This is a genomic window from Actinomycetospora sp. CA-101289, assembly GCF_050955895.1.
Taxonomy (GTDB): domain Bacteria; phylum Actinomycetota; class Actinomycetes; order Mycobacteriales; family Pseudonocardiaceae; genus Actinomycetospora.
Genome location: NZ_CP192093.1, coordinates 3947549 through 3972468 on the forward strand (window position 1 = coordinate 3947549; position 24920 = coordinate 3972468).

Annotated in this window: 24 protein-coding genes and 1 pseudogene; 11 read left to right on the forward strand and 14 right to left on the reverse strand. The window is 72.8% G+C overall.

Annotated elements, in window-relative coordinates; genetic code table 11:
* Positions 1-124: 124 nt before the first annotated feature.
* Positions 125-1156, reverse strand: a complete 1032-nt coding sequence (locus ACQPX6_RS19725; protein WP_433788304.1) for a substrate-binding domain-containing protein — start codon at positions 1154-1156, stop codon at positions 125-127.
* Between the two features lie 192 nt (positions 1157-1348).
* On the opposite strand from ACQPX6_RS19725, the gene ACQPX6_RS19730 reads away from it, so the two are divergent.
* A complete protein-coding gene (locus ACQPX6_RS19730; protein ID WP_433782133.1) occupies positions 1349-1798 on the forward strand; it encodes a MarR family winged helix-turn-helix transcriptional regulator in 450 nt (149 codons plus the stop codon).
* A gap of 25 nt (positions 1799-1823) precedes the next feature.
* Entirely contained in the window at positions 1824-2147 is a 324-nt protein-coding gene (locus ACQPX6_RS19735; protein ID WP_433782134.1) for a rhodanese-like domain-containing protein, read from the forward strand.
* 3 nt (positions 2148-2150) lie between these two features.
* Here the strand turns inward: ACQPX6_RS19735 and ptsP are convergent, their stop codons facing one another.
* From ptsP to ACQPX6_RS19765, 6 genes are all read right to left on the reverse strand, one after another.
* Entirely contained in the window at positions 2151-4592 is a 2442-nt protein-coding gene (gene ptsP / locus ACQPX6_RS19740) for a phosphoenolpyruvate--protein phosphotransferase (protein ID WP_433782135.1), read from the reverse strand.
* Positions 4589-5227: a dihydroxyacetone kinase subunit DhaL gene (gene dhaL, locus ACQPX6_RS19745; protein WP_433782136.1), complete on the reverse strand. Its 639-nt coding sequence runs from the start codon at positions 5225-5227 to the stop codon at positions 4589-4591. The genes ptsP and dhaL overlap by 4 nt, the downstream gene beginning before the upstream one ends.
* Positions 5227-6228 (reverse strand): dihydroxyacetone kinase subunit DhaK, encoded by a 1002-nt coding sequence (gene dhaK, locus ACQPX6_RS19750; RefSeq protein ID WP_433788305.1) that lies wholly within the window; start codon positions 6226-6228, stop codon positions 5227-5229. The genes dhaL and dhaK overlap by 1 nt, the downstream gene beginning before the upstream one ends.
* Positions 6229-6357: 129 nt before the next feature.
* Complete coding sequence (gene fucP / locus ACQPX6_RS19755) at positions 6358-7719, reverse strand: L-fucose:H+ symporter permease (protein ID WP_433782137.1); 1362 nt, start codon at positions 7717-7719, stop codon at positions 6358-6360.
* A 144-nt stretch (positions 7720-7863) separates the two neighbouring features.
* Positions 7864-8298 (reverse strand): transglycosylase family protein, encoded by a 435-nt coding sequence (locus ACQPX6_RS19760; protein ID WP_433782138.1) that lies wholly within the window; start codon positions 8296-8298, stop codon positions 7864-7866.
* 240 nt (positions 8299-8538) lie between these two features.
* The gene (locus ACQPX6_RS19765; RefSeq protein ID WP_433782139.1) at positions 8539-8898 is read right to left on the reverse strand and encodes a nuclear transport factor 2 family protein; all 360 of its coding nucleotides are present in this window, start codon (positions 8896-8898) and stop codon (positions 8539-8541) included.
* A 214-nt stretch (positions 8899-9112) separates the two neighbouring features.
* On the opposite strand from ACQPX6_RS19765, the gene ACQPX6_RS19770 reads away from it, so the two are divergent.
* From ACQPX6_RS19770 to ACQPX6_RS19805, 8 genes are all read left to right on the forward strand, one after another.
* Complete coding sequence (locus tag ACQPX6_RS19770) at positions 9113-9820, forward strand: winged helix-turn-helix transcriptional regulator (protein ID WP_433782140.1); 708 nt, start codon at positions 9113-9115, stop codon at positions 9818-9820.
* Between the two features lie 687 nt (positions 9821-10507).
* Positions 10508-11545, forward strand: coding sequence for an LLM class flavin-dependent oxidoreductase (locus ACQPX6_RS19775; protein WP_433782141.1), 1038 nt, complete (start codon positions 10508-10510; stop codon positions 11543-11545).
* A 30-nt stretch (positions 11546-11575) separates the two neighbouring features.
* On the forward strand, positions 11576-12415 hold the full coding sequence (locus ACQPX6_RS19780; protein ID WP_433782142.1) for an LLM class F420-dependent oxidoreductase: 840 nt from the start codon (positions 11576-11578) through the stop codon (positions 12413-12415).
* Between the two features lie 166 nt (positions 12416-12581).
* Positions 12582-13337, forward strand: a complete 756-nt coding sequence (locus ACQPX6_RS19785; RefSeq protein WP_433782143.1) for a ZIP family metal transporter — start codon at positions 12582-12584, stop codon at positions 13335-13337.
* A gap of 739 nt (positions 13338-14076) precedes the next feature.
* Positions 14077-15273, forward strand: a complete 1197-nt coding sequence (locus ACQPX6_RS19790; RefSeq protein ID WP_433782144.1) for an epoxide hydrolase family protein — start codon at positions 14077-14079, stop codon at positions 15271-15273.
* Entirely contained in the window at positions 15270-16253 is a 984-nt protein-coding gene (locus ACQPX6_RS19795) for a redoxin family protein (protein WP_433782145.1), read from the forward strand. The genes ACQPX6_RS19790 and ACQPX6_RS19795 overlap by 4 nt, the downstream gene beginning before the upstream one ends.
* An 11-nt stretch (positions 16254-16264) precedes the next feature.
* Positions 16265-17176, forward strand: a complete 912-nt coding sequence (locus ACQPX6_RS19800; RefSeq protein WP_433782146.1) for an alpha/beta fold hydrolase — start codon at positions 16265-16267, stop codon at positions 17174-17176.
* Positions 17173-17892 (forward strand): alpha/beta fold hydrolase, encoded by a 720-nt coding sequence (locus ACQPX6_RS19805; RefSeq protein WP_433782147.1) that lies wholly within the window; start codon positions 17173-17175, stop codon positions 17890-17892. Before ACQPX6_RS19800 ends, ACQPX6_RS19805 begins: the two co-directional genes overlap by 4 nt.
* 42 nt (positions 17893-17934) lie before the next feature.
* Here ACQPX6_RS19805 and ACQPX6_RS19810 read toward each other — a convergent pair whose 3' ends face one another.
* The 3 genes from ACQPX6_RS19810 to ACQPX6_RS19820 all read right to left on the reverse strand — a co-directional run bounded on the left by ACQPX6_RS19810 (position 17935) and on the right by ACQPX6_RS19820 (position 20643).
* Positions 17935-18450, reverse strand: a complete 516-nt coding sequence (locus tag ACQPX6_RS19810; RefSeq protein ID WP_433782148.1) for a GtrA family protein — start codon at positions 18448-18450, stop codon at positions 17935-17937.
* A gap of 1030 nt (positions 18451-19480) precedes the next feature.
* Entirely contained in the window at positions 19481-20002 is a 522-nt protein-coding gene (locus ACQPX6_RS19815) for an amphi-Trp domain-containing protein (RefSeq protein WP_433782149.1), read from the reverse strand.
* 317 nt (positions 20003-20319) lie between these two features.
* Entirely contained in the window at positions 20320-20643 is a 324-nt protein-coding gene (locus tag ACQPX6_RS19820; RefSeq protein WP_433782150.1) for a PadR family transcriptional regulator, read from the reverse strand.
* Positions 20644-20925: 282 nt separating this feature from the next.
* Here ACQPX6_RS19820 and ACQPX6_RS19825 point away from each other — a divergent pair, with 282 nt between their 5' ends.
* Positions 20926-21222, forward strand: coding sequence for a hypothetical protein (locus ACQPX6_RS19825; protein WP_433782151.1), 297 nt, complete (start codon positions 20926-20928; stop codon positions 21220-21222).
* 11 nt (positions 21223-21233) lie between these two features.
* Here the strand turns inward: ACQPX6_RS19825 and ACQPX6_RS19830 are convergent, their stop codons facing one another.
* From ACQPX6_RS19830 to ACQPX6_RS19845, 4 genes and pseudogenes are all read right to left on the reverse strand, one after another.
* Positions 21234-22259, reverse strand: coding sequence for a ParA family protein (locus ACQPX6_RS19830; RefSeq protein ID WP_433782152.1), 1026 nt, complete (start codon positions 22257-22259; stop codon positions 21234-21236).
* 527 nt (positions 22260-22786) lie between these two features.
* Positions 22787-23692, reverse strand: coding sequence for a hypothetical protein (locus tag ACQPX6_RS19835; RefSeq protein ID WP_433782153.1), 906 nt, complete (start codon positions 23690-23692; stop codon positions 22787-22789).
* 497 nt (positions 23693-24189) lie between these two features.
* Positions 24190-24366, reverse strand: coding sequence for a hypothetical protein (locus tag ACQPX6_RS19840; RefSeq protein ID WP_433788419.1), 177 nt, complete (start codon positions 24364-24366; stop codon positions 24190-24192).
* A 342-nt stretch (positions 24367-24708) separates the two neighbouring features.
* Positions 24709-24906 (reverse strand): annotated as a pseudogene (locus ACQPX6_RS19845) (3-keto-5-aminohexanoate cleavage protein); the annotation flags it as partial.
* Between the last annotated feature and the right edge of the window lie 14 nt (positions 24907-24920).

Consider the following 24920-nt stretch of genomic DNA (forward strand, 5'->3'; position numbering starts at 1 on the left):
GACTCCCTCCGTCGCGGCCCGGGAGCCGATTCATGCACAAGAATTAATTTCCTAGGAAAGCTAACGCCGGCCGAACGGGACTGTCAACGATCGCCGACGACCGTCGCTCTCCGGGGTCGGACGGTCACAGCCGCTGGATGACGTCCCAGCTCAGACCGTCGGCGACGGCCAGGAACACCTGCTGCCGGAGGTGCCGGTCGCGCAGCTCGACGGTGCCCCGGGGGCTCTCGTAGGCGAGCCCGTCGGCCACCGACATCATCGCCGGCACCCGGGGCGAGCCGGCGCGGCGCATCAGCTCGGTGAGCAGCCGGACGCCCTCGTAGCACGACTCGCCGAGGCTGTTCAGGACCGGCGCGTCGTCCCCGAACCGGCGGAAGTAGGTGGCGGCGAAGTCCAGTCCCGCGCTCGTCGCGAGGTCCTCGAAGTAGCCCGCCGACGTCATCAGGCCCCGGGTGCTCTCCGCCCCGCTCGCGAGCAGGACGTTCTCCTCGATGAGCGAGCTGAAGCGCAGGATCTCGCGGTCGAGACCGGACGCGGCGAAGCCGCGGTTGAACGCGACGGCGTCGTCGCCGATGAGCAGCATGAGCACGGCCTCGCAGCCGCTGCGCTCGACCCGGCGCAGGACGTCGGAGAAGTCGGTGGTGCCGAGCGGCACGTACATCTCGTCGCAGACGGTGCCGCCGATGCGCCGCAGGTGGCGCGAGGCCACCGCGGCCGACCGGCGCGGCCAGACGTAGTCGTCGCCGACGATCGTCCACCGCCGCACCCCGGCCGTGCCGTCGAACCAGTCGAGCGTCGGGCCCAGCTGGAGGTCCGGTGTCTCGCCGGTGAGGAACAGGCCCGGGCGGTCCTCGCCGCCCTCGTAGAGCGCGGTGTAGGCGTACGGGACGCGGCCGCCGATCCGCGGCGCCACCGCCTCCCGCACCGCCGAGATGTGCCAGCCGGTGACGGCCTCGACCGCCCCGGCGCTGACCAGCGCGTCGACCTCGATCGCGACGGCCTCCGGGTCGGCGCCCCCGTCGACGGGCACGAGGTTGAGCTCGCGCCCGAGCACGCCCCCCTCGGCGTTGATCTCCTGCACCGCGAGGGCGGCGCAGCTCTCGCACGAGGGTCCGAAGATGCCCGCGGGCCCCTGCAGCGGGACCACGAGCGCCATGTCGAGGACGTCCCGGCTCCGCGACCCGCGCGCGGGAGGACGCCGCGGGACCGGGGAGTCGACCATTCCCCGACGCTAGCGATCCCGGGCCGGTGCGGTGCTCGTCCGATCGCACCAGTTCTCGTCGTCCCGGGAGCGGGTCCCCTCCGCCCCGCTACCATCCGAGAGGTGTCAGCCAGTGCGGAGCGAGCCGTGCGGACGGACGACGAGTCGCTCCGGCTGCTCTCGCTCGTCGAGCGCACGCTCACCCAGCGGCTCGAGGAGGCGCTGCGCTCGGTCGGCGCGAGCCTCGACCAGTGGCGGATCCTGCGCCTGCTGGTCGACCGGGGCGGGTGCCCGATGAACGTGGTCGCCGACCACGTGCTCCTGCTGGCCCCCAAGCTGAGCAAGCTCGTCGACCGGATGGTCGCCGCGAACCTCGTGCTGCGCCGCCGCGACGACGAGGACCGTCGCCGCGTGCTCATCGTCGCCTCCGAGCGCGGACGACGGGCACTCGCGGACTGGGAGGACGCGACCGCCGACATCCGCCGGCAGTACCGGGACCTCCTCGGGCCCGACGCCGAGCAGTTCGAGGCCGTGCTGCGGCGGCTGCAGGACGGCATCGCGCCCGCGCGCGACGGCGAGCAGCCCGTCGACCTCTGATCCCCGGCGACGAGGAGGAACCACCGTGTCCGACGTCGATCCCGCCGAGGCGCAGCGGCGCGTCGACGCCGGCGAGGCCGTGCTCGTCGACGTCCGCGAGCCCGAGGAGTGGGCCGCCGGCCACGCGCCCGGTGCCGTGCACCGACCCCTGGGCACCCTCGACACCGCCGAGTTCGCGGGCCGGTCGGTGATCACCACCTGCCGCGGCGGCGGGCGCGGGACGCGGGCCGCCGAGGCGCTCACCGAGGCCGGCGTCGACGCCGCGAACCTGCGCGGTGGCCTGCGGGCCTGGGCGGAGCACGGCGGGCCGATCGTGCGCGACGACGGGACGCCGGGTTCCCTCGACTGACGGTCAGGGGCCGAGGAGCGCCCGCACCGCGCCCGCGTCGGGACACGCCAGAGCCGCGGCGACGAGCTCGCGGGCGGACCCCACCTCGACGTTCCGCACGGCCCGCTTGACCCCGGGCACCGCGCCCGGGGCGACGCTGAGCTCGCGCACACCCAGGCCGATCAGCAACGGCACGGCCTGCTCGTCGCCGGCCAGCTCGCCGCACACGGCGACGAGCACGTCCGCCCCGGCACCGGCGACGGTCGCCGCGACGAGCGCGAGCACCCCGGGGTCGAGGGCGTCGGCGAGCGCCGCGAGCTGGTCGTTGCCGCGTTCGGCGGCGAGCGTGTACTGGGTGAGGTCGTTGGTGCCGATCGAGAAGAAGTCGACGTGCGGGGCGAACACGGCCGCCTTGAGCGCGGCCGCCGGGACCTCGACCATGATCCCCACCCGGAGGTCGGCGGGACGTCCGCGCCCGACCGTCGCGATCGCGTCGTCGAGGGCCCGCCGGGCGGCGGTGAGCTCGTCGAGGGTCGCGACCATGGGGAACATGACGTCGACCGGGTGGTCGTGGGCGACCCGGACGACCGCCTCGAGCTGGTCGGCGAGCAGCCGTGGCCGGGCCAGCGCCAACCGGATCCCGCGGACCCCGAGGAACGGGTTCGCCTCGGCCGGCATCGGCAGGTAGTCGAGGGGCTTGTCGCCCCCGACGTCGAGGGTGCGCAGGGTGATCCGCCGGCCGGCCATCGCCTCGGCGACGGCGCGGTAGGACGCCTCCTGGTCGTCGACGTCGGGGGCCTCGGACCGGCCGAGGAAGCCGAACTCGGTGCGGACCAGACCGGCGAGGTCCGCCCCGGTCGCGCCCCGGGCGTCGGCGGCCGAGCCCACGTTGGCGCCGACGAGGACGGTGGTGCCGTCCCGGGTCACGGCCGGCTCGTGGGCCCGCGCCAGCGCCTCGTCGCGGCGCCCGGCGAGGGCCGCGGCGCGCTCCCGGAACACGGCCAGCGTGGCCTCGTCGGGATCGACGACGACCTCGCCCGTGCTCCCGTCGACGGCGAGGAGCGTCGCCTCGCCGGCCCGCGCGACCAGCGACGCTCCCCCGCCGACGACCGCGGGCACGCCCCGGGCGCGCAGCAGGATCGCCGCGTGGGCGGTGGGGCTGCCGGCGGCGAGGACCACCGCGGGCGTGCGCGCCGGGTCGAGCGCCGCCGCGGCGGCCGGCGTGAGGTCGTCGGCGACGAGGACCCCGTCCGGGGTCGCGGCGTTGTCCACCACGACGCCGCCGAGGGCGCGCAGGACGCGGTCGCGCACGTCGCGCACGTCGCCGGCCCGGGCGCGCAGGTACGCGTCGGCCGCATCGGCGAACGCCCGTTCCACCCCGTCCACGGCGTCCGCCCAGGCACGCGCGGCGTCGGCGCCGGCGGCGATGTGGGCGGCGGCGTCCCCGAGCAGGTCGAGGTCGTCGAGCAGCAGCAGCTGGGCGTCGAAGACGGCCGCCTCGGCCTGCCCGATCTCGCGGGCCGCCGTGTCGCGGACCGCCACCAGATCCCCGCGGGCCGCGGTCCGGGCCTCGTCCAGACGGTCGTGCTGCTCGCTCGGGGTGCCGTCCCGGGGCGCGGGCACGGCGACGGACGCGGGGCGCGCGACCCGCACCGGCCCGATCCCGATGCCCGGGGAGGCCGGGATCGGCCCACCGGTCCCCGCCACCGGTGGGGACACGGGCGCCTGGGTCGACTCCGGGGCCTCGCCGAAGCCCTCGGCCGCGAGCTCGAGCAGGCGGCGCACGGCCTCGGCGGCGTCGGGGCCGTGGGCGCGCACGGCGACGTCGTGCCCCTGGAGCGCCCCGAGGGTCGCGACCTTCGACAGGCTGGCCGCGGACACCTCGGGGCCGTCGAGGGTGGCGTTGCGCAGCCGCACCTCGGCGTCCAGTCCGCGCACGGCCCCGACCACCCGCGCCGACGGTCGCGCGTGCAGCCCGTGCGGCAGCGCGATCGTGAACACCCCGCGCTGGTCGTCCGGCGCGGGTCCGGTCCCGGGTCCCGGTGCGTCCGTCGCGGCCGGGCCGAGGTGGGCGGCCTTCGCCTCCAGGGCGTCGCCCGCCTCCGCCGCGACCTCGGCGACGGAGGCGCCGCCGGCCGCGCCGACCGACGCCACGACGAGGCCCTCGACCAGCGGGGCGGGGGTGAGGACGACGCGGTCGCGGACGTCGTCGTCGACCATCTCCAGGGCCAGCTCGGCCGAGAGCACGGCGCTGCCCATGTCCATCAGGACGACGACCCCGTCGCCCCGGTCGGCGCGGGCGACGGCCTCGCTGATCGCGATCGCATCGGTGCCGAAGCCGCCGTCGTCGAGCCCGGCGGCGACCTCGATCGGGCCGCCGCCGTCCTGCAGCATCTCCCCCGCCAGCGCGACCGCCGCCTCCGCGAGGGCCCGGCTGTGGGAGACGACGACGATCCCGACCGTCACGCGCCCTCCGACACGGCGGTGGCCGCGGCCGCGACGAGCAGGGCCGCGGACGTCGCGCCTGGGTCCTGGTGCCCGGCGCTGCGCTCGCCGAGGTAGCTCGCCCTGCCCTTGCGGGCGACCATCGGCGTCGTGGCGTCCCGGCCGCGGTCGGCGGCGGCCGAGGCGGCGCGCAGGGCCGCCGCCAGGGACTCGCCGTCCGCCAGCGACGCGTCGAGGGCGTCCACGGCCGGGCCGAGGGCGTCGTACAGGGTCTTGTCGCCGAGCTCGGCCTTCCCGCGGGCGACCAGCCCCTCGACCCCCGCTCGCCACGCCTTCGCGAACGTCTCGGGCGCCAGCGTGGTCTCGTCCCCCGCGGCCGAGGCCATCCGCAGGAACAACGTCCCGTACAGCGGACCGCTCGTGCCGCCGACGGTGCGGATCAGCACCATGCCGGTCTGCTTGAGCAGCGCCGCCGGGCCGACCGGTGTCGTGGGGAGGGCGTCGACGACCGCGGTCATGCCGCGGTGCATGTTCGCCCCGTGGTCGGCGTCGCCGATGGCGGCGTCGAGCGCCGTGAGGTCGTCCTGCTGCTCGGCGATCGACGCGGCGAACGCCCGCAGCCAGCGCTGCAGGGCGTCGACGTCGAGGTCCGCCATCACATCCCCCAGCGCAGGCCGGAGGTGGCCACCGGTGCGTCCCAGAGCCGCAGGAGCTCGTCGTCGAGCTGCGTGATGCTGACCGAGCACCCGGCCATGTCCAGGCTGGTGACGTAGGGCCCGACCAGGGTGCGGACCGGGACGACGCCGGCCTTGTCCAGGAGGGCGGCGATCTCGCCGTACATCAGGTACAGCTCGAGCAGCGGTGTCGCGCCTGTGCCGTTGACGAACACGAGGACGCCGTCCCCCCCGGTGAAGTCGCGGTCCGCGAGCACGGGGTCGACCAGCATCTGGGCGATGTCGCGCGCGGGTGCGAGCGGGACACGACGTCGGCCGGGCTCGCCGTGGATGCCGATCCCGATCTCGATCTCGTCGTCGGGGAGGTCGATGGTGGGGCTGCCCTTGGCCGGGACGGTGCAGGACGTCAGCGCCATGCCCATGCTGCGGGAGTTGTCGTTGACGCGGCGGGCCAGGTCGGCGAGCTCGGACAGGCTGCGCCCCTGCTCGGCGGCGGCGCCGACGATCTTCTCGACGGCGATGGCGGCGCCGGTCCCGCGTCGCCCGGCGGTGAAGAGGCTGTCCTCGACGGCGACGTCGTCGTTCATCACCACCGCCTCGACCCGGGTGTCGGTCTCCGCCGCGGCGAGCTCGGCCGCCATGTCGAAGTTCATGACGTCGCCGGTGTAGTTCCAGACGAGGTGCAGCACCCCGGCGCCGCCGTCGATGTTCTTCGTGGCCTCGGCCATCTGGTCGGGCACGGGCGACGTGAAGACCTCGCCGGCGCAGACCGCGTCGAGCATCCCGGGGCCGATGAACCCGGCGTGCGCGGGCTCGTGGCCGCTGCCCCCGCCCGAGAGCAGCCCGACCTTGCCGGACACCGGGGCGTCGGCGCGGTAGATGATGCGGTTCGCGTGATCGACCCGGAGCTCGGGGTGGGCGCGGTCCAGTCCGCGCAACGACTCGGCGACGAGGTCGGACGGGTCGTTGAGAAGCTTCTTCATGGTCCACTCCAGGGGCGGGAGCCCGTGGTCGGTCACGGGCGGCGGGTCGATTGTCACTCCGTCGGCCCGGGCGGAGACAGGGCGCACGTCCGGGAGATCGCCGAGGTCCCGGGCGTGGCGGCGGTGCTCCTACGTCGCCGCGCCGCCCTCTCCCGGCGCCTGCAGCGCGGGCTCCGGGACGTCGTCCGCGACGTGGTGACGCAGGTTGCTGCGGAAGTACCACAGGATCCCGAGGAAGCAGACCGCCGACACCACGAAGGACATCTGGAGCGAGCCGAGCGCGTCCGACACCGCGCCCTGCACCACCGGGACGACTGCCCCGCCGACGATCGCCATCACCAGGATCGCGCCGCCGGTCTCCTGGTAACGCTTGTCCTCGATGGTGTCGAGGGTCTGCCCGAAGATCGTCGGCCAGCACGGGCCCATCACCAGGTTGGAGGCGATCACGAACCAGATGGCCGACGCGGCGGGGCCGAACGCGGCCACCAGGAGCAGCCCCGCACCGATAGCGCAGTAGACGACGAGCACCCGGGCGGCGGAGTAGCGCGCGATCAGGACGTTCGCGACGAACTTGCCGACGAGGAAGCACGAGAAGCCGACGATCATGAAGTTCGTCGCCTCGCGCTCGTTCATGCCGGGGTAGAGCTCCAGGGCGACCCGGATCGTGAACGACCACACCGCCGTCTGCAGACCGACGTAGAGGAACTGCGCGACGATGCCCTTGCGGTACTGCGCGTTGCGGACGAGAACGCGCAGGGTCTCGGCGAGCCCGGCCGACCGCGCCGCGGCCTCCCCCGCCGGCTTGCCCCTCGGGTAGTCGGTGAGCAGGAACAGCACGAGCAGGCAGACCAGGACGATGAGGATGTACTTGTAGGGCAGCAGGGTGTTCTGCAGCAGAGCTTGGCCGAGCGCGAGCTTTGCCTCCGGCGTCGGTGCCGCGTTCATCTGTTCCTCGATCGAATCCCCGGTACTGAAGATCAGGTACTTGCCGAGGATCACTCCGAGGAGGTTGCCGACCGGGGTGAAGGTCTGCGAGATGTTCAGCCGGAGCGTCGCGGTCCGGCGCGGCCCGAGCATCGAGGAGTACGTGTTCGCGCTGGTCTCGAGGAAGCTCAGCCCGATCGCCACGGCGAAGATGCTGAACAGGAACATCCCGTACGTCGCGAGCCCGCTGGCCGGGAAGAACAGCGCGCAGCCGACGATGTAGACGGACAGGCCGATGAGGATGCCGACCTTGTAGGACGTCCGCCGCACGATCCGCGAAGCCGGGATCGCGATGAGGAAGTAGCCGCCGTAGAACGCCGACTGTACGAACGCCGTGGCCGCGTCGGACAGGGTGAAGACGTGCTTGAACTGAGTGATCAGGATGTCGTTCAACCCGGCGGCGGCGCCCCACATCGGGAACAGCAGCGACAGCAGCACGAATTGGAACAGCGGCGTCCGGTCCAGATAGCCGGTGTCCAGCTGCCGTGCGGGATTCTTGATCAGCATCGAATCACTCCGCGCGCCGACGCCTGCGTCGTTGCGGAAAGTAGTACGACGACTACAGCGCTAGCAAGGGTGCTCCCGGCCCCGACCGCCCCGAGATGACGTAGGAGCCCGCCGTGATGTTCGGCCGGGTCCACGGTGAGCGCGTCAGCTCGGTGCGATGTCGTCGGCGCAGCCCGACCAGGCCTCCCAGCCCTGCTCGGACCGGACCCGGTCACCGATGAGGATCTGCTGCTCGCGGCTCGCGTCGTCGGCTCGTGCGGCGAACTCGGCGCCCCCGTAGGCGGTCCAGGTCCGGGGACTGAGCTGCAGGCCGCCGTGGAGACCGTTGCCGGTGTCGGCGTGCCAATCGCCTCCGGTCTCGCAGCGGGCGATGGTGTCCCAGGGCTCGGCCGGCACCGCGAGGGGCACCGCCGGCGCCGGACCGGCTGCGGGGGCGGGTGCCTCGGGCGGCGGCGACGGTGGAGGAACCGGCGGCGCGGCGCAGCCGGCGATGCCGCACGCGCCGGCGATCAGGACGGCGACGACGCCGGAGCGCGTGAGGGAGCGCCGGTCGGCGCCCCTCCGGTCGTGGAAGGACATACCAAGGTCCCGTCGGCGGATGCCCGGGCTCTCCTGGCGCCGTCGTGCTCGGCCAGCAGCCCCGCCCTCCCGTGGTCTCGGCGAGCGCCGTGTGGACATCGGCGGGCGGTGAGGGGACACCGAGGCCCGGGCGCAACGTGTCCGACCGGATTCCCGACGACGACCGCGCCGACACGCGCACCCGCGATGCGGCCGAGGTCGGGTCTCGCCGGCCGGAGAGGTGGTGCCCCCACTCGCGAGCTATCGGGCCACCACAGCATGCATCGCGAACGTCTGCGCAACGATCTTGTCGTTGTCGACGACGAAGGTGTCGGTCCCGAGTGGGATGTCGTCGGCGACGCACCAGGTGATGTAGGCGACGTCTCGCTCGACGCGCAGACTCCGCAGGGTGAAGTGCTCGATGGCGCCTGCGGGGAGAGCCGCGATGAACCCGTCGAAGAACTCGTGGATCTCCTGCGTCCCGCGGTAGGTCCTGTCTTCGGTGATGAATCGTGCGTCCGGGTCGTAGTCACTGACGATCGCGGCGACGCCTCTGCGCTCGAGGAGGGCATCGAGGTGATGCCGTACGACGGTCTCCGTGGCGGACGTGGCGAGGTCCATGATGATCCTCCTGGGTTCGATTATGGGGCTGCGAGCATGCGGAGAGCCGTGGCGGGGCGACGAGTGCAGACGTCGTACCGCCCCGGTCTTCTCGCGGACGCCCCGACAACGGGACGAGTCGGGACCACGGCCGAGCTGGTTCGCTGCTCAGGGGCTCGTCCGCGGTCCACGATCCGTACTACCTCGGGACGCCGGGGGCGAGCACCATGACCAGATGAACCGCCGGGACTACTGCCCCATCGCCGCGAGCGTCGAGGTGCTCGGGGACCGCTGGACGCCTCTGGTCGTCCGCGAGCTCATGGTGGGGGCCACCGGCTTCAACGAGATCCATCGCGGCATCCCCCGGGCGAGCCGCACCCTGCTCGCGCAGCGGCTGCGCGAGCTCCAGCGCCGGGGGCTGGTCGAGCACGAGGCGAGCCGACCGGGACGCCCTGGCTCGTACACGTTGACCGCGGCTGGTCAGGCGCTGACGCCGGTCGTGTGGGCCATGGGCGCCTGGGCGGCGGAATGGATGTTCGGTGATCCGAACGACGAGGACTGCGATGGCCTGACCGTCATCTGGCGCACGCACCAACTCGCCGTCCCCGCCAAGCTGCCCGTGACCCGCACCGTGGTCCACCTCGTGCTCACCGGAGCGGCCGGCGCCCAGGGCTGGCTCGACATCCAGCGCCCGAGCATCACGGTGTGCAAGGACGACCAGGGCCTGGCGGTCGATCTCGCCCTCGAAGCAGACACCGCACAGATGCACCGCTGGCTCGTCGGGCTCGTGCCCTTCCGCGACCTCATCGCCCACGGCGACGCTCGCTTGCTCGGGCCGACCGCCCTGGCCAAGGCCTTCCCCACCTGGTTCGACACCACCCTGTTCTCGCGGAACCTGCAGCGGGGAGAACGGCGCCGACACCCCGAGGTCCTGACTGCCTGAGCCCGCGCGGTGGGCCCCGTGGGACTCGGGCCACGACCCACAGGCCAGCACAACGCAGCCTCGTGGCGATCGGCCTGGTCAGCTGCTCAGGTCCGACCTACACGACGGCGACACGGCCTGTGGTGATGCCGGGCTGGCGTGCCTGGTCGGTGCGGCACGGAGTACCTGCGGACCCGTCGGTCACCCCGAGAGACCTCGTAGCCGCGTCGGAGGATGTCCCGTGCCCCGTCGGCCTGCTGGGTCTCCCGGGGGCCGGTCGAGCCGAGCCACGCCAGCATGGCGGCGCACCCCACGAGGTCGTGGGCGGTGACCTCCGGCCTCGCCACCCCGGCCTCCTGGGACGCGGCGAGGAACCTCGTGGTGGTCGCGATCATCTCCTCGCACGCGAGGCCGCGGGCCCACGCCGGCCTCCCGGGCGATGGCCTCCAGCGAGGTCGTGACGCCGTGCCGCCGCAGGTGCCGCCGGGCGACCGCGACCAGCAGATCGCGGTTGCGCCGCGCGTCAGGAGCGCATCGGCGGGTCGGTGCCCGCCATGCGCCTTCTCCCCCTGCCGTCCTGGGCCGACCCCGCCGTGGGTGGCCGCTCCGGGCAGATTACCGGAGGCTGCCTCCGTGTACCGTCGCTGGAGGGAGCCTCCGCTCGGGTGGGCGCGGCTCCGAGCCCATCACGACCTCGAGAGGACCGCCGTGGCGACGTCCGTTCCGCTCTCCCTGCTGGACCTGGCCCGGGTCCGGCCCGCCGAGACCGCCGCCGAGGGTGTCGCGCGCAGCGTGCGCCTGGCGCGCACCGCCGACGGCCTCGGCTACCACCGGCTCTGGGTCTCCGAGCACCACAACATGCCCGGGCTCGCGTCCTCGGCGACGTCGCTCTACATCCAGCACCTGGCCGCGAACACCACGAACCTGCGCGTCGGGTCCGGCGGGATCATGCTCCCCAACCACTCGCCGCTCGTGATCGCCGAGCAGTTCGGCCTGCTCGAGACGCTCTTCCCGGGGCGGATCGACCTCGGGCTCGGCCGGGCGCCCGGCACCGACGGGGCCACGATGCAGGCCCTGCGTCGCGGGGCCGCGGCCTCCGAGCACTTCCCGGCCGACATCGTCGAGCTGCACGGCTTCCTCACCGGCGAGACCACCGTCCCGGGGGTCCAGGCCTACCCGCACCACGCGAGCGGGGTCCCCCTCTACATCCTCGGTTCCTCGCTCTACGGCGCCCAGCTCGCCGCCCACCTCGGCCTGCCGTACGCGTTCGCCTCGCACTTCGCCCCCGAGGCCCTCGTCGAGGCGGCCACGATCTACCGGGATCGCTTCGACGCCTCCCGGTCCCTCGCCGGCCCCGACGCGACGCCGCACTTCATCGCGGCCGCCAACGTCGTCGCCGCCGACGACGCCGAGACCGCCGCCGCGCAGTACCGCCGGACCGAGCTGGAGTGGTTGCGCTCGATCCTGGGCCGCGGCCAGGACCTGTCCGACGAGCAGCTCGTCGAGCTCCGCGAGCACCCCGCCGGGCGCCAGGTGCTCGGCATGCTCCGCCGCACCCTCGTCGGCACCGGCCCCGAGGTCGTCGCCGGGCTCGACGCCCTGGCCGAGGAGGTCCGCGCCGACGAGCTCATCCTCGTCAACGCCGCGGTCGACGAGGACCACCAGCACCGCACCCTCGAGCTGCTCGCCCCGCACGCGGGCCGAGGGGTCCGCGACGAGGCTCCCCTCGTCGCCTCGGCGGTCTGACCCGCAGGCCGACATCAGGAGGTAGCGAGCATGCCGATGGATCCGGGCCGGTACGGCATCTGGCAGAGGGCGGGTCAGCTCGACCCCGAGCTCGCCCGCGCGGTCGAGTCGCTGGGGTTCGGCACCATCTGGATCGGCGGCTCCCCTCCCGGGGACCTCGCCCTCGCGGAGTCGCTGCTCGACGCCACCGACCACCTCGTGATCGCCACCGGCATCGTCAACATGTGGTCCACCCCGGCCGACGAGGTGGCCGCCTCCTACCACCGGCTCGAGGCCAAGCACCCCGGCCGCTTCCTGCTCGGCGTGGGGGTCGGCCACCCGGAAGCCACCAGCGACTACACCCGCCCCTACGCCACGGTCGTCGAGTACCTCGACGCCCTCGACGCCGCCGACGTCCCGGCCTCCCGCCGGGTGCTCGCGGCCCTCGGCCCGAAGGTCCTGCGGCTCGCCGCCGAGCGGACCGCGGGCGCGCACCCCTACCTCGTTCCCCCCGAGCACACCCGCCAGGCCCGCGACATCCTCGGCGACGGGGTCCTGCTCGCGCCGGAGAACAAGGTCGTCCTCAACTCCGACCCCGCCACCGCCCGCGACATCGGCCGGCCCGCCGTGCAGAAGCCCTACCTGGGGCTGCGCAACTACGTCAGCAACCTGAAGCGCCTCGGATGGACCGACGCCGACATCGCCGACGGCGGCAGCGACGCCCTGATCGACGCCCTCGTCGCCCACGGCGAGCCGGACGCGGTCTCGGCACGACTCGACGAACACCTCGACGCCGGCGCCGACCACGTCTGCGCCCAGGTTCTCACGGCGAAGGGCGACCCCCTGCTCCCCGACCTGCGCCGCCTGGCCGGAGCTCTCCGGCTGAGCTGACCGCCGAGCTCAGCGGGCCCCCGGCCGCTGACTCGGGCCGCGCCGTGTCCGCGCACCGCGAACGGTCCGCACGCACGGATGTTGACGCGGCGGCGGCGGTGGGCACCACCGAGGCCCAGGCGTCGTCACGGCGCCGAGCAGGACCGGACACACCGCGAGGTGGGACGTGCCGACGTGGCTGCAGGCGGGGCTGTGGGGACTGGTCGCCGGCGGGGCGCTCGTCCTCGGCGCCGGCGTGGCCTGGGTGGTGCGCGTGCCGCCCCGGGTCGTCGCGGGGATCATGGCCTTCGGTGCCGGGGTGCTCATCTCGGCGCTGGCCTTCGAGCTCACCGACGAGGCCGCACGCACGGGCGGCCTCCTGCCCACGGTCCTCGGCTTCCTCGTCGGCGCCGCTGCCTACACCGCCGCCGATGTCGCGCTGGCCCGCCTCGGCGCCCGGCACCGGAAGCGGTCCGGCGACCAGCAACCCTCGGAGGACGAGCAGGCGGGCAGCGGCGCGGCGATCGCGGTGGGCGCCCTCCTCGACGGGGTCCCGGAGTCGGTCGTGCTGGGCCTGACCCTGCTCGGCGGCGGGCGGGTCAGCCCCGCGGTGCTGGCGGCGATCTTCATCTCGAACGTCCCCGAGGGGCTCTCCAGCGCCGCGGGGATGAAGAGGGCACACCGCAGCGCCGCCTACGTCTTCGGCGTCTGGGGCGGCATCGCGCTGATCAGCGGCCTCGCGGCCCTGCTGGGCTACGTGGCCCTCGACGGGGTCTCGCCGGTCACCGTCGCCGCCATCACCGCCCTCGCGGCCGGAGCCATCCTCGCGATGATCGCCGACACCATGATCCCCGAGGCCTACGAACGCGCGGCCGTCTACACCGGCCTCATCACCACCGTCGGCTTCCTGACCGCCTTCACGCTCCACCTCACCGGCGGGTGAGCGCCCTCGTGGCCACCCCGACCGCCGGAGCCCCGGATCGGCAGCCCCGTCCGCCCGGTCACCCTCCGCCGCGAGATCGCTACGGGGCTTGATCGACCGTCCCGACCACGTCAGGTCGGCGAGCCTGATGTTTCGACGTTCGGTGCTCCGGCCCCCGGTGCTCGACAGGACGGGTCGCCTGGCGCGCAGCCCCGCCACGATCACCTACTCCTCCCTGGCCGTCACCGCGGACGGGGACGCCTACCTCGCCGACCACTCCGGCCGCGTCCGCGTCCTGCGCGTCCGACGGGTCGCAGGCGGCGAGCTTCCAGCTCGGCCCTCCGACCCAGATCTGGAGCTCGGTCGTGGTGGACCCGGCTCGCCGGCTCTGCTTCGGCACCCAGGACGGCCACCTGCTCGGTGTCGACAGCGCCGATCGACGCCTGCCCCGCGCTGACCGGGGACGGCGCCCTGGTCGTCGGCGCCCGCAACGGCGTCCTGGGCGCCATCGGCTGCCGGCCGGCCGATGGCTGTTCAGCGGTATGCGCGCGCGTGCCCGGGGTCTAACGTCCGCCCGGCACGACACGAGGTGCTGCCGACACAGCAGGAGCGCGGCGCGCCTTGCTCGGCGCCCGAGACCCCGGTGCATCGTCCCGGTCTCCTGCGCGCCTCGCCCGGAGCCGATCCCTGTGCGCAGATCCGACGCCCACCGTCGTCGTGGGTCCACGGCTTCCGGTGCGACGACCCCCAGGAGCGATCGATGGACACGCTGACCCCGACCTCCGTCGAGCGGGAGATCCGCCCGTTCACGATCGACGTCACCGACGCCCAGCTCGCCGACCTCCGCGACCGTGTCGTGGCGACGAAGTGGCCGGACCGGGAGGTCGACTCCTCCCAGGGGGTGCGGCTCGAGACCATCCAGGCCCTGGCCGAGTACTGGGCGAACGGCTACGACTGGCGGTCGTTCGAGCAGCGCTTCGCCGCCCTCCCCCACTTCGTCACGGAGATCGACGGCGTCGACATCCACTTCATCCACGTCCGCTCCGAGCACGAGGACGCGCTGCCGCTCATCGTCACGCACGGGTGGCCCGGTTCCACGGTCGAACAGCTGAAGATCATCGGCCCGCTCACCGACCCGACGGCCCACGGCGCCGGCGCCTCGGACGCCTTCCACCTCGTGATCCCGTCGCTGCCCGGTCACGGGTTCTCCGGCAAGCCGACCGAGACCGGCTGGGACCCCGTCCGCATCGCCCGCGCCTGGACCGAGCTGATGGAGCGGCTCGGCTACACCCGGTACGTCGCGCAGGGCGGCGACTGGGGCAACGCCGTCACCGAGCAGATGGCCCTGCTGAAGCCCTCCGGGTTGCTGGGCATCCACACGAACATGCCGGCCACCGTGCCACCCGAGGTCTCGCAGGCGATCTCCCGCGGCGACCCGGCGCCGGTGGGCCTCACCGCCGCGGAGAAGGCGGCGTTCGACGTGCTGGTCCACTTCTTCGCGACCGGGACCGGCTATGCGGCCGAGATGTCGAACCGCCCGCAGACGCTCTACGGCATCGCGGACTCCCCCGTCGGGCTGGCGGCGTGGATGCTCGACCACGACGTGGCCAGCTACGAGCTCATCGCGCGAGCCTTCGACGGACACCCCGGGGGCCTGTCCCGCGACGACGTCCTCGACAACATCACCCACTATTGGCTGACCAACACCGCGATCTCCTCGGCGCGCCTGTACTGGGAGAGCACACTCCCCTTCTTCGACGTCAAGGGCGTGGACATCCCGGTCGGCGTCACCGTGTTCGTCGACGAGCTGTACCCGGCTCCGCGGAGCTGGGCCGAGCGGGCCTACCCGCAGCTCATCCACTTCAACGAGATCGACCGGGGCGGCCACTTCGCCGCCTGGGAGCAGCCGCTGGTCTTCGCGGAGGAGATGCGGGCGACGTTCCGGTCGCTGCGGTGACCAGGTCGGCGGAGCTCCCCGTCGAGGGCGCCTTCCCGTCGCTCGACGGGGCCACGTCGTGGCTGAACTCAGCGCAGCTGACGCCGGCGGGCCTGCGCGGGAAGGTCGTCGCGGTCCAGTTCTGCACCTTCTCCTGCATCAACTGGCTGCGCACCGTGCCCTACGTCAGGGCGTGGGACGAGGCGTACCGCGAGGACGGGTTGGTGGTGATCGGCGCACACTCCCCCGAGTTCGCGTTCGAGCACGACCCGGAGAAGGTCCGGTCGGCCCTCGCGGCGATGGGCATCGCCTACCCGGTGGCCGTCGACGACGACTTCGCGATCTGGCGCGCCTTCGACAACGCCTACTGGCCCGCCCTCTACGTCATCGACGCGCAGGGCCGGATCCGGTACCACCACTTCGGGGAGGAGGCCTACGAGCGCTCGGAGCGGGCGATCCGGGAACTGCTCGCGGAGGCGGGGGCCGGCGTCGGCGACGACCTCGTGTCGGTCGAGCCGGACGGGGTGTACCTCGCCGCCGACTGGCTCCGGCTGGGGTCGCCGGAGACCTACGTCGGCCACGCCCGGGCCACCGGATTCGCCTCGCCGGGCGGCCTCGCCCTCGACCGCAGCCGGTTCTACACCGAGCCGTCGCAGCTCCGACTGAACCACTGGGCACTGTCCGGACGCTGGACGGTGCGCTCGCAGGTCACGGTCCTCGACGAACCCGGCGGGCGGATCGTGCACCGCTTCCGGGGCCGGGACGTCAACCTCGTGATGGGCGGCCGGGCGAACGGCGAGCCGGTGCCCTTCCGGGTGGCCCTGGACGGCGGAGCACCGCGCGGCGCCCGGGGGCTCGACGTCGACGAGGACGGCACCGGGATCGCCACCGAGGAGCGGCTCTACCAGCTGATCCGGCAGGAGGGTCCGACCCGCGAGCGCACCGTCGAGATCACCTTCGCCGACGCCGGCGCCCGGGCCTACGTGTTCACCTTCGGATAGTCAGGAATCGGATGGACGTCAGACAGATCGAGGCCGGCGAGCTCAACGTGGGTTACGTGGACGCCGGCCCGGACAGTGGCCCGGCAATGCTCCTCCTGCACGGCTGGCCCTACGACATCCACGCGTTCGACGAGGTGACGCCGAGGCTCGTCGAGCAGGGGTATCGCGTGATCGTCCCCTACCTGCGCGGCTACGGCACCACGCGATTCCTCGCCGAGGAGACCGCACGCAACGGTGAGCAGGTCGCGTTCGCTCTCGACGCCACGGCCCTGATGGACGCCCTGGAGATCGAGCGAACCATCGTCGCCGGCTTCGACTGGGGATCGCGGACCGCCGCCATCATGGCCGCGCTCTGGCCCGAACGCTGCGCGGGGTTGGTGGCGGTGAGCGGTTACCTGATCGGGAGCGTCGAGTTCAACCAGGAGCCGCTGCCCCCGAAGGCCGAGCTGGGGTGGTGGTACCAGTACTACTTCTCGACCGAGCGAGGCCGGCTGGGCTACAGCCGGTACCGGCACGACTTCAACAAGCTGATCTGGCAGATCGCCTCGCCCCGGTGGGGATTCGACGACGCCACCTACGCGCGGACGGCGGCATCGTTCGACAATCCGGACCACGTCGACATCGTCATCCACAACTACCGGTGGCGCCTGGGCCTCGCCGACGGCGACGAGCAGCACCTCGACGCGGAACAGAAGCTCGCCGCGCGCCCCACCATCGACGTTCCGACGATCACGATCGCCAGCGACTTCGACGGCCCCAACGCGGACGGCAGGGCCTACGCCGACAGGTTCACCGGTCCTCACGAGCACCGGATCCTCGACGGCATCGGTCACGACGTCCCCCAGGAGGCGCCGACCATGTTCGCCGACGCCCTGATCGGACTCGCACACCAGGAATCCGCACGACCCGGGAGTCGATGGTGAACGGAAAACCGAAGATCGTTCTGCTCCACGGCGCCTTCGCCGACGGATCGAGCTGGAGCGCCGTCATCGAGGGCCTGCAGGCCAGGGGGTACGAGGTCACCGCTCCGCAGTTCTCGTTGACCTCCCTCGCCGACGACGTCGCGCGCCTGCGCCAGGTCCTCGAATGGCAGGAGGGGCCCACCCTGGTCGTGGGGCACTCCTACGGCGGCCAGATCATGACCGCGCTCGGTGACAACGCGACGAACGTCGTGGGGCTCGTGTACGTCGCCGCCTTCGGGCTCGACGAGGGTGAATCACTCGCCGCCCTGGGCGGGGACGCACCGCCCACGGCGGCGCTCGCGCACCTCCTCGTCGACGGGCGTGGCTTCGGCCGGCTGCCCGAGGACGACTTCGTCGGCCACTTCGCGGCCGACGTCGACCCCGTCAGGGCGAGGGTCATGCACGCCGCCCAGCAGCCCGTCTCGATGGCCGTCTTCGGCGACGTGATGGGGACGCCGTCGTGGCGGTCGCTCCCGTCCTGGTACCTGGTGGCCGCCGACGACGAGGCCATCGCGCCTGAGGTCGAGCGGATGTTCGCCGACCGGATGGGCGCCGAGACCGTCGAAGTGGCCTCCGGCCACGTCGCGATGGTGTCGCACCCCGGAGCCGTGGTGGACCTGATCGAAGCCGCGGCGAACGCCACGGCCGGAGCTCCGGTAGAAGCAGCGCCGGCCTGACCGCGTCGCGCGTCCGGGCGATGGCGAGCTGAGCCGCTCGGGTCACGCCGGTTCGGGTTCAGGCCGCGGCGCCCCCCGGCGCTCGTGACCCGAGAACACCCAGAGCCGCAGGAAGACGAATCGCATCGTGCCGACCGCTCCGGTCACCGCGGCGATGAGCAGCACCTGCGCCCACCAGGCGTCGCTGACCACGGGCTCGAGCACGGCGAGGGCGATCGTCGTGGCCACCAGACCGACAGCGGCCAGGCCGCCGCCCTCCCACTGCGCGGTCCACCAGCCGATCCGCCGACCGGCGTGGAAGGTGAGCCGCCGGTGCAGCTCGTTGGCGAGGACGGTGGAGACGACGGCACCGATCACGTTGGCCGGCAGGGTGCCGAACGGCCGCAGCAGCAGGAACACGCTGAAGTAGACCAGGGAGCTGATCACGCCCACCGTCACGAAGCGGGCGAACTGGGCGGATGTGTCGTCCCCGTGCAACCGGGCCCGGGTGCCGCACAGCGCCACCCGCCAGGGCCGCGTCCCCTGCGAGCACGGCCCGCACGGGCTGGTGGCGGGCACTCCCCCACGGTACTTCGGCGTCCGACCACCTGGTCGGCAAGTAGCTGCGGACCCGTCGGTCACCCGGAGACCTCGTAGCCGTGTCGGAGGATGTCGCGTGCCCCTCGTCGGCCTGCTGGGTCCCTTGGGGGCCGGTCGAGCCGAGCCACGCCAGCATGGCGGCGCACCCCAGGGCTCGCTGGACTCACTCCTCCGCCGGGTACCCCTCGCATCAACGCATCGAGCGATACTCGGGTACCGCCCAGCTGAACGCCGCCGGCCGGCGCCGGTCAGGCGCACCGCGCGGGGATGGGGCAACCTCTGTCACCCGCATCCAGGAGACCAAGCACGCCGAGTTCCACGCTCTGGACCTCGTCCTCGACCTCGACCACGAGGACTCGCCGGTCATCGCCTCCGGTGCCGGCCACCGGCTGCCGCACACCTGGCTCCCCGACGGCCGCTCGCTCTACGACGTCCTCGGCCCCGGGCTCACCCTGCTCGCCCGACCCGGCGACGAGACCGCGGCGCGAGGTCTCCGCCCGACGCGGGGTCCCCCTGACCGTCGTGGAGCCGCCTGACGGCGAGGCCCGAGCCCGCCCGGCGGCTCTGCTCGTCCGCCCCGACCAGCACATCGCCCGGTCCGGGCCCGGGCTGCCGGACGACCCCGCCACCTCGGTCTCGATTGCTGAGCGGCGCGAAAGCTCCGCCTGCCTCCCAGCAGTGGCGAAAGCACGCCTAGGTAGCGGCCGTACGTCGGCGAGTCACGTTGAACATCATCCGCGACGTGCCACCCAGGGATCCCAGTACTTCGCGAGTCGGGGATCATTAGTTGATCTCTGCCGGGTGCGGACTGGAATCGAGCATCGCCCGGGGAGCAGGCCCTGTTCTTTCGCCCTGCCCACACAGGCACTGGTAGCAGCCCTGGTCGACCGTAGTGGACCGTCCTCTTAACCTGTCCGGGGGTACCCGCCAACTGAGGATCCGTGGGGTGGCACTCGTGTCACCCGCGGAGCTGGCGATCTGACCCTTGCGACAGCGCCCCGGGAGGTGCCTACCCGGCGCCGTTCGTCGTGGGGGCTGTGCCGGTGGCCCGAGTTGCGGCCTTCGGACGTCCCTTCGCCGCCGCAGGCGTCGGCGTCGAGGCGGACGAAGGCCCGGAGGACGACGTCGACCGTGTTCCGCCCTCGGCGGCCCCGTTCCCGGCGCCCTTCGGGGGTGCGCCGTTACCCGCGCTGACCTTCGCGTCGCTCCCGGTCTCTCCGCGGCCCGTCGTGGCGGCGGTCTCGCCGTCCGCCTCGTCGGCGTCCTGGCCGTCCTCGGCGTCGTCGCGCGACGCGGACTGCCGGTCCTGGCGGGTCGACCACGACAACTCGAGCTCCAGCTCCACCTCGTCGTCGTTGATGCTCATCTCGATCTCGACGTGCGCCTCGTCGGACAGCGCGAGAGTGAGCGCGGGACCGGCGAGAGGTAGTTCGGCGGGGCCGTCCTCCCGAAGGGCATCAGCGAGGTCGGCGAGCCAGTCGGCGAGCTCCTCGCGCGACAGAGTGACCTCGTTCTCAACCTTCACGTCCACGGTGACCTCGTCCCTCTCTGGCGACGGCATGGTGCCGTGCCCTCCCGCACGAAGCTTCCGCCATGCGTTACACAAATGACATCACCCAACAAGCCTGCGCTGTCCGGGCGAACGCATCCCCGCCTGCGCCCAATTGACACAAGGATGTTGTGAAGGCGTGCTTGCGGCGCAGCGTCAACGCCATTTGCCGCCGAGGCTCGACATGATCGCGGCTGGTGCGACGCCGATCTATGCGCCGGACCATCGACGACCCGGGCAGGATCGTGGCGGCGAGTCTCGCCCCGATCCGCCCCCTCAGCGCCGAGCACTCACCCGTGTCACGTCTCGTCCCCGCTCCGCGCAATCGCGTCGACCGTACGTACGAACGCCCGCCATTGATCGAGCCGCGACCGCCAGACGCGATCACCGGTCTCGGAGAGAACATATCGGGCGCGCCGGACCACCGGGTCCCGCCGACGGAGCACCAGCCGGTTGCGGGTCAGCCGGTGCAGTGTCCGGTAGACGGTCTGCTCAGGCAGTTGCAGGGTGCCGTCGCTCTCAGCGTGCAGACGGGCGATGACGTCCCGCCCGTCTCCCGGACCCTGCCGCAGCGCAAGGAGGACGAGCAGGTCGATGTGCCCGCGCGCCGCGATCCGGGTCACGCGCCATCCACCAGCCGCGACCCGGGTGGGGCGACCAGCGGTTCCGGACCGCCGGGCCGGCTCCGAGCGTGGGGTAGACGTACGCCTGGACAGGGGCGTTGCTCGGCGTGCGGTCCGCGGCGTCGACGCCCCCGGGGCGACCGGCTGGCGGACGGTGGCCGGCGACCGCCGCCGACGATCGTTCCCGCCGCCCGTGTCGCGGCTCTTCGTGTCCCCGACCGGGTCGTCGCCCGCCGGGACGTCGCCCGCCGGGCCGTCGTCGGCCTCGACCTCGTCGTCTCCGTGGTCGGCGAGGTCGTCGCCGAACGCGTCCTCGTCGAGGTCCTCGTCCACGTCGTCGAATCCGGGCTCGTCCTGGTCCTCGAACTCGTCCTGGTCCTCGGCTTCGGCGGGGTCGTCGCCTGCGTCCTGGTCGATGACGACGTCGTCCGAGTCGGTCTCGCCGACCGGGTTCCCCGCCGACCCGGTGGCCCTGCCCTGTTCGGCGGACCCCGGAGCGGGTCGCTGGCCGTTGCCGGCGGGCCGTGGCGGCAGCAGGCCGCGAAGGGCCGAGGCGGCGGGCGCTCCGAAGGTGTCTGACAGGTCCTGGCTCACCGCATGGCCTCCGCCCGGGTCTTGGCGGCCGGCTCCTCGACCGTCCGCAGCAGGGTCAACAGCTCCACCGCGACATCGCGGTAGTCGCCGGCCACTCCGACCGCCGTGGTCGACAGTCGTCCGCCCGTGCCTGTTCCGTCCCGGAGCGCAGTCCACCAGGCGGGCTGGGCGGCGACCTCGACCTCGAGCTCGTGGGCAAGCTTGCCGAGTCGGCGGGCGTCCTGCGCTGAGCGCTCGGCGTGCCGGATCGACGCGGCGAACAAGGGTGAGCGGCCACCGAACGCGTTCTCCACCGCGCTGCGCACCTCGGCGTGGACCTGCACCGACCGGCTGCCGGTCGCGAAGAGCACGGAACCGAGCAGGCCGAGGTCAGGGTTGAGCTCGCGGGCGAGTGCGAACCGCTCGCCCACGAGCCTCATGCCGACGAGCCCGCCGGCATCGGACTTCGTCGGCATGACCACCCAACGAGCGGCCGTGAGGGCGAGGTCGGTGAGGATCGTGGACTCGGGTGGGCAGTCGATGAACACGACGTCGTAGGGCTCGGCCACGGGAGCGAGGATGTCGGCGAGGACGAGGAACGCCTCGCGATCGCGCTCCTGCACGCGCGAAACCATCAGCGGCACGAGATCGGCGAGGCGGGCGCCGCCGGGGACGACGTCGAGGCCCGGCCGGACGTCGGTCACCGGCTCGAGCGCGCGGCCCGCGATCACCGACATCAGCAAGCCTGCGCCCTGGTCGTCGCGCTCGTCGTCGCGGTAGCCGAGGTCATCGGCGAGGTTGGCCTGACGGTTGAGGTCGATGAGCAGACACCGGTAGCCGGAGGCGGCGAGCTGACCGGCCAGGTTGGCGACCAGGGAGGTCTTGCCCACACCGCCCTTGTCGTTGACCATCGCGATCACCCGTGAGAGCGCAACCATCCGTTGCCGAACGGTCTTGCTGTGTCGTGCCACGGGCGGGAGAGTGACGCGCGAATCACCGCCGGCACAAGGTCGCCACGCGCTGCGTGTCGAATGTTGGGCCATTCGACGGCGACGGTCGCGGCGGTTGCCTGATCGGGCGCTGATCGGCGCGTGCCCGCTCTACCCGTACTCGACTTTGCTATGGTGTGTCGCCTGCCCCGGACATGTTTGGGGGCGACACTGGATCAGTGAGCGCGCGCACGAGCAACGTCCAGTCGATTCGAAGCCGGACGGCCGAGATTACTGGACAACACTCGACGGCCATCGGAAGGCCAAGAATCACCGGGCCAAGGGACACCAGCCTCAGTGACTCTTACCGACACCACCCGGCGGGCGATCTTCGCTGACACCGGCGCCTCTCGGACGCGGGTCGCCCTCCTGTGACGCGGTCATGGAGATGATCCGCGCTCACGGCTGGCCGCCCAGGATCATCGCGGGTCGTTGCTTGCCCGAAAAGCATCGAGAGGAGTCGGCACCATGAAGCTGCTGGCGATCTCGGGGAGCCCCATGTCCGCGGTGCACCCACTCAAAGCTGGGCGGAAGTCCACTCGGCGAAGTTCGCACGCGGTCGGTGTGGACCGGTCGAATCGCTAGGTGAGCCGGTCCTGGAAAGCGGACGCGTGCTCGTCCGTGTCGTCATCGGTCGGGATGTTGGACACGGGCGCTATCCCCTCCCCGAGCGGCTCGGGTTCCGCCGCGCCGTTCGATAGACGGTCGAAGGTCAGGATCGTCCGACCGGACGGCACGTCCAGGACTTGGTCGATCGACCCTTCTGGATCGCCGTCGGTGTCGGACCCGCCCGGGTCCGTCGGGGCCACGCTCCCCGACAGGTCCGGTGCAGGGCTCTCGGCGGCCTCGTCGGCCTCGGCTGCTCCCGCGCCGCCGGTGGAGGACCGGACCACCTCCCCGACCTCGACGGACGCCGGATCAGTCGGGGCCACGACGGAGGTGACCAGCCCACTCGCCACACCCAGGGGCTGCGGGACCTCGGCCGGTACGGGGGCGGACGCAGCCGTGGGTTCGCCAGGCCTCGCGGGGGTCGCTGCCAGCGCGACGGTCGCCCTGTCCTCCACACCGCTACGTGTCGCGCCCCCCTTGTCTTCCGCACCGCTACGTGTCGCGCTCCCCTTGTCGTCACCCGAGGACGATCGGTCGTCGGACGTGTCCGAGGACTCCTGGTCGAGGAGGCGCAGGACCTTCATCTCGACCAGATCCCCGAGCTCGCCCCGAGCGGAGACCAGCGCCCGCATCATCTCCTGTGCCGCCCTGAGCTTCGGCCACGCGCTCGCCAGGGCGGACTCCGTCGTGGGTGCGGAGCTGATCGCGGCCATGGTGGCGCGCAGCGCGTCGCGGTGGTGCGCCAGCTCAGTCCGGCGCTCGAGCAAGGCCACTACAGCACCCGGCGGCGGCCCGTCGCGCCGTGCGCGAGCGGAGGCGTCCCAGCGGCGCCGGACCTCGTCAGCGCGGCGGAGCTCCGTCTCGAGCGCGGCGAGCACGGGCGTGGCCTCACCGGTCCACGCCGAGCTCCGCGCCAACGCCGAAGTAGCGGCGTTGCCCGGCCCGGACGGGGCATCAGGCGGTCCCGCCGACCTCGTCTGGATCACGGCGCCACCGACGAGGGCGCAGGCCGCGAGGGCGCCGGCGGCCACCACGCGGCGCGACGTCGGGTGCCACGGAGCGGCGCTGCGGCGGCCGCCACCTCGCCGCGCCGAGCGATCGACGCTCTCCGGTAGATACCCCCGCCAACCCGGCATCCCGTGTCGGCCATGGTGAACAGGCATGCCCCGTCGGCCTCCCCCGGATCGTCACGACGAGCTCACCTTCCCCTCGCCCGCCGCCGCGCGGAAGTCCGCTTGTCGAATTCACGGCGGATTACTGCCAGATCACAGATCCATTAAGGCAGTTGCGGGATCGGGCGCTCGGCAAGTGGCTGTGGACGCGAATCGTCGGCGCTCGAACAGTTCGGTGACTGATGACCGAGATCGTCGGCCGGTCAACGCATGAGCGCGCAGCGCACGAGCTCCTCGTTGCTGACGGCCCGCCTTCGGCCATCCGGACGCTCCAGGGTGTCCTCGAAGCCGATGCGGGTGTCGAGGTTGATGCGCTGGGCGTACTCCAGGACGGGCCAGGTCCCGGCGTCCTCACCGCGCAACAGGATCGGAGCGGGCATCGGCCGAGCGCCGTGAGGATGCGCATCGCCTCGGCGACCGCGATGTCGGGCTCGGTCACGGTGACCTCGGACAGGACCCGGGTCGTGCCCCGCGGCAGGCCGGCCTTCTTGAGCTGCACGGCGTCGCCGGATGTCCAGATTCCTAGCTCCACCCCGATGCCCACTGCATCGAGGGCGCCGCACACTCGCTGCCACCCACTTTCGTGCACGTTGACCGAGGCGAGATCGGGGCAGGCGTGAGCGGGCAGCCAACCCGCTGATTGATGATTCCGATGCGTGCGACGGGGTCGGGCTCATCCCATTTGGCCGTCGTGACCCCGATCTCCGTTCGGGGCGCTGCTCGCGGATTGCGCTGGTCGCTGCCCCGATCGTGTCCGGGTCGAGGCTCTCCCGACCGTCCCGGTTGCGCGGGTGCACGTGAACACTCGACACGCCGAGCGTGGACACCGCGAGCGCGTCGCGGGCGAGGTGACGCGGAGACATCGGCACGGCCGGGTACGCGTCGTCCGGGCGCGCACCGTTCAGGCAGCACTGCAGCACTTGGCGTCACCCCC

Coding starts and splice junctions, on each gene's coding strand:
- ACQPX6_RS19765 (WP_433782139.1), bottom strand. CDS start 8,898: ATGGACCTCGCCACGTCCGCCACGGAGACCGTCGTACGGCATCACCTC.
- ACQPX6_RS19770 (WP_433782140.1), top strand. CDS start 9,113: ATGAACCGCCGGGACTACTGCCCCATCGCCGCGAGCGTCGAGGTGCTC.
- ACQPX6_RS19725 (WP_433788304.1), bottom strand. CDS start 1,156: ATGGCGCTCGTGGTCCCGCTGCAGGGGCCCGCGGGCATCTTCGGACCC.
- ACQPX6_RS19840 (WP_433788419.1), bottom strand. CDS start 24,366: ATGCCCGCTCCGATCCTGTTGCGCGGTGAGGACGCCGGGACCTGGCCC.
- ACQPX6_RS19800 (WP_433782146.1), top strand. CDS start 16,265: ATGGACGTCAGACAGATCGAGGCCGGCGAGCTCAACGTGGGTTACGTG.
- dhaL (WP_433782136.1), bottom strand. CDS start 5,227: ATGGCGGACCTCGACGTCGACGCCCTGCAGCGCTGGCTGCGGGCGTTC.
- ACQPX6_RS19760 (WP_433782138.1), bottom strand. CDS start 8,298: ATGTCCTTCCACGACCGGAGGGGCGCCGACCGGCGCTCCCTCACGCGC.
- ACQPX6_RS19830 (WP_433782152.1), bottom strand. CDS start 22,259: ATGGCCCAACATTCGACACGCAGCGCGTGGCGACCTTGTGCCGGCGGT.
- dhaK (WP_433788305.1), bottom strand. CDS start 6,228: ATGAAGAAGCTTCTCAACGACCCGTCCGACCTCGTCGCCGAGTCGTTG.
- ACQPX6_RS19790 (WP_433782144.1), top strand. CDS start 14,077: ATGGACACGCTGACCCCGACCTCCGTCGAGCGGGAGATCCGCCCGTTC.
- fucP (WP_433782137.1), bottom strand. CDS start 7,719: ATGCTGATCAAGAATCCCGCACGGCAGCTGGACACCGGCTATCTGGAC.
- ACQPX6_RS19780 (WP_433782142.1), top strand. CDS start 11,576: ATGCCGATGGATCCGGGCCGGTACGGCATCTGGCAGAGGGCGGGTCAG.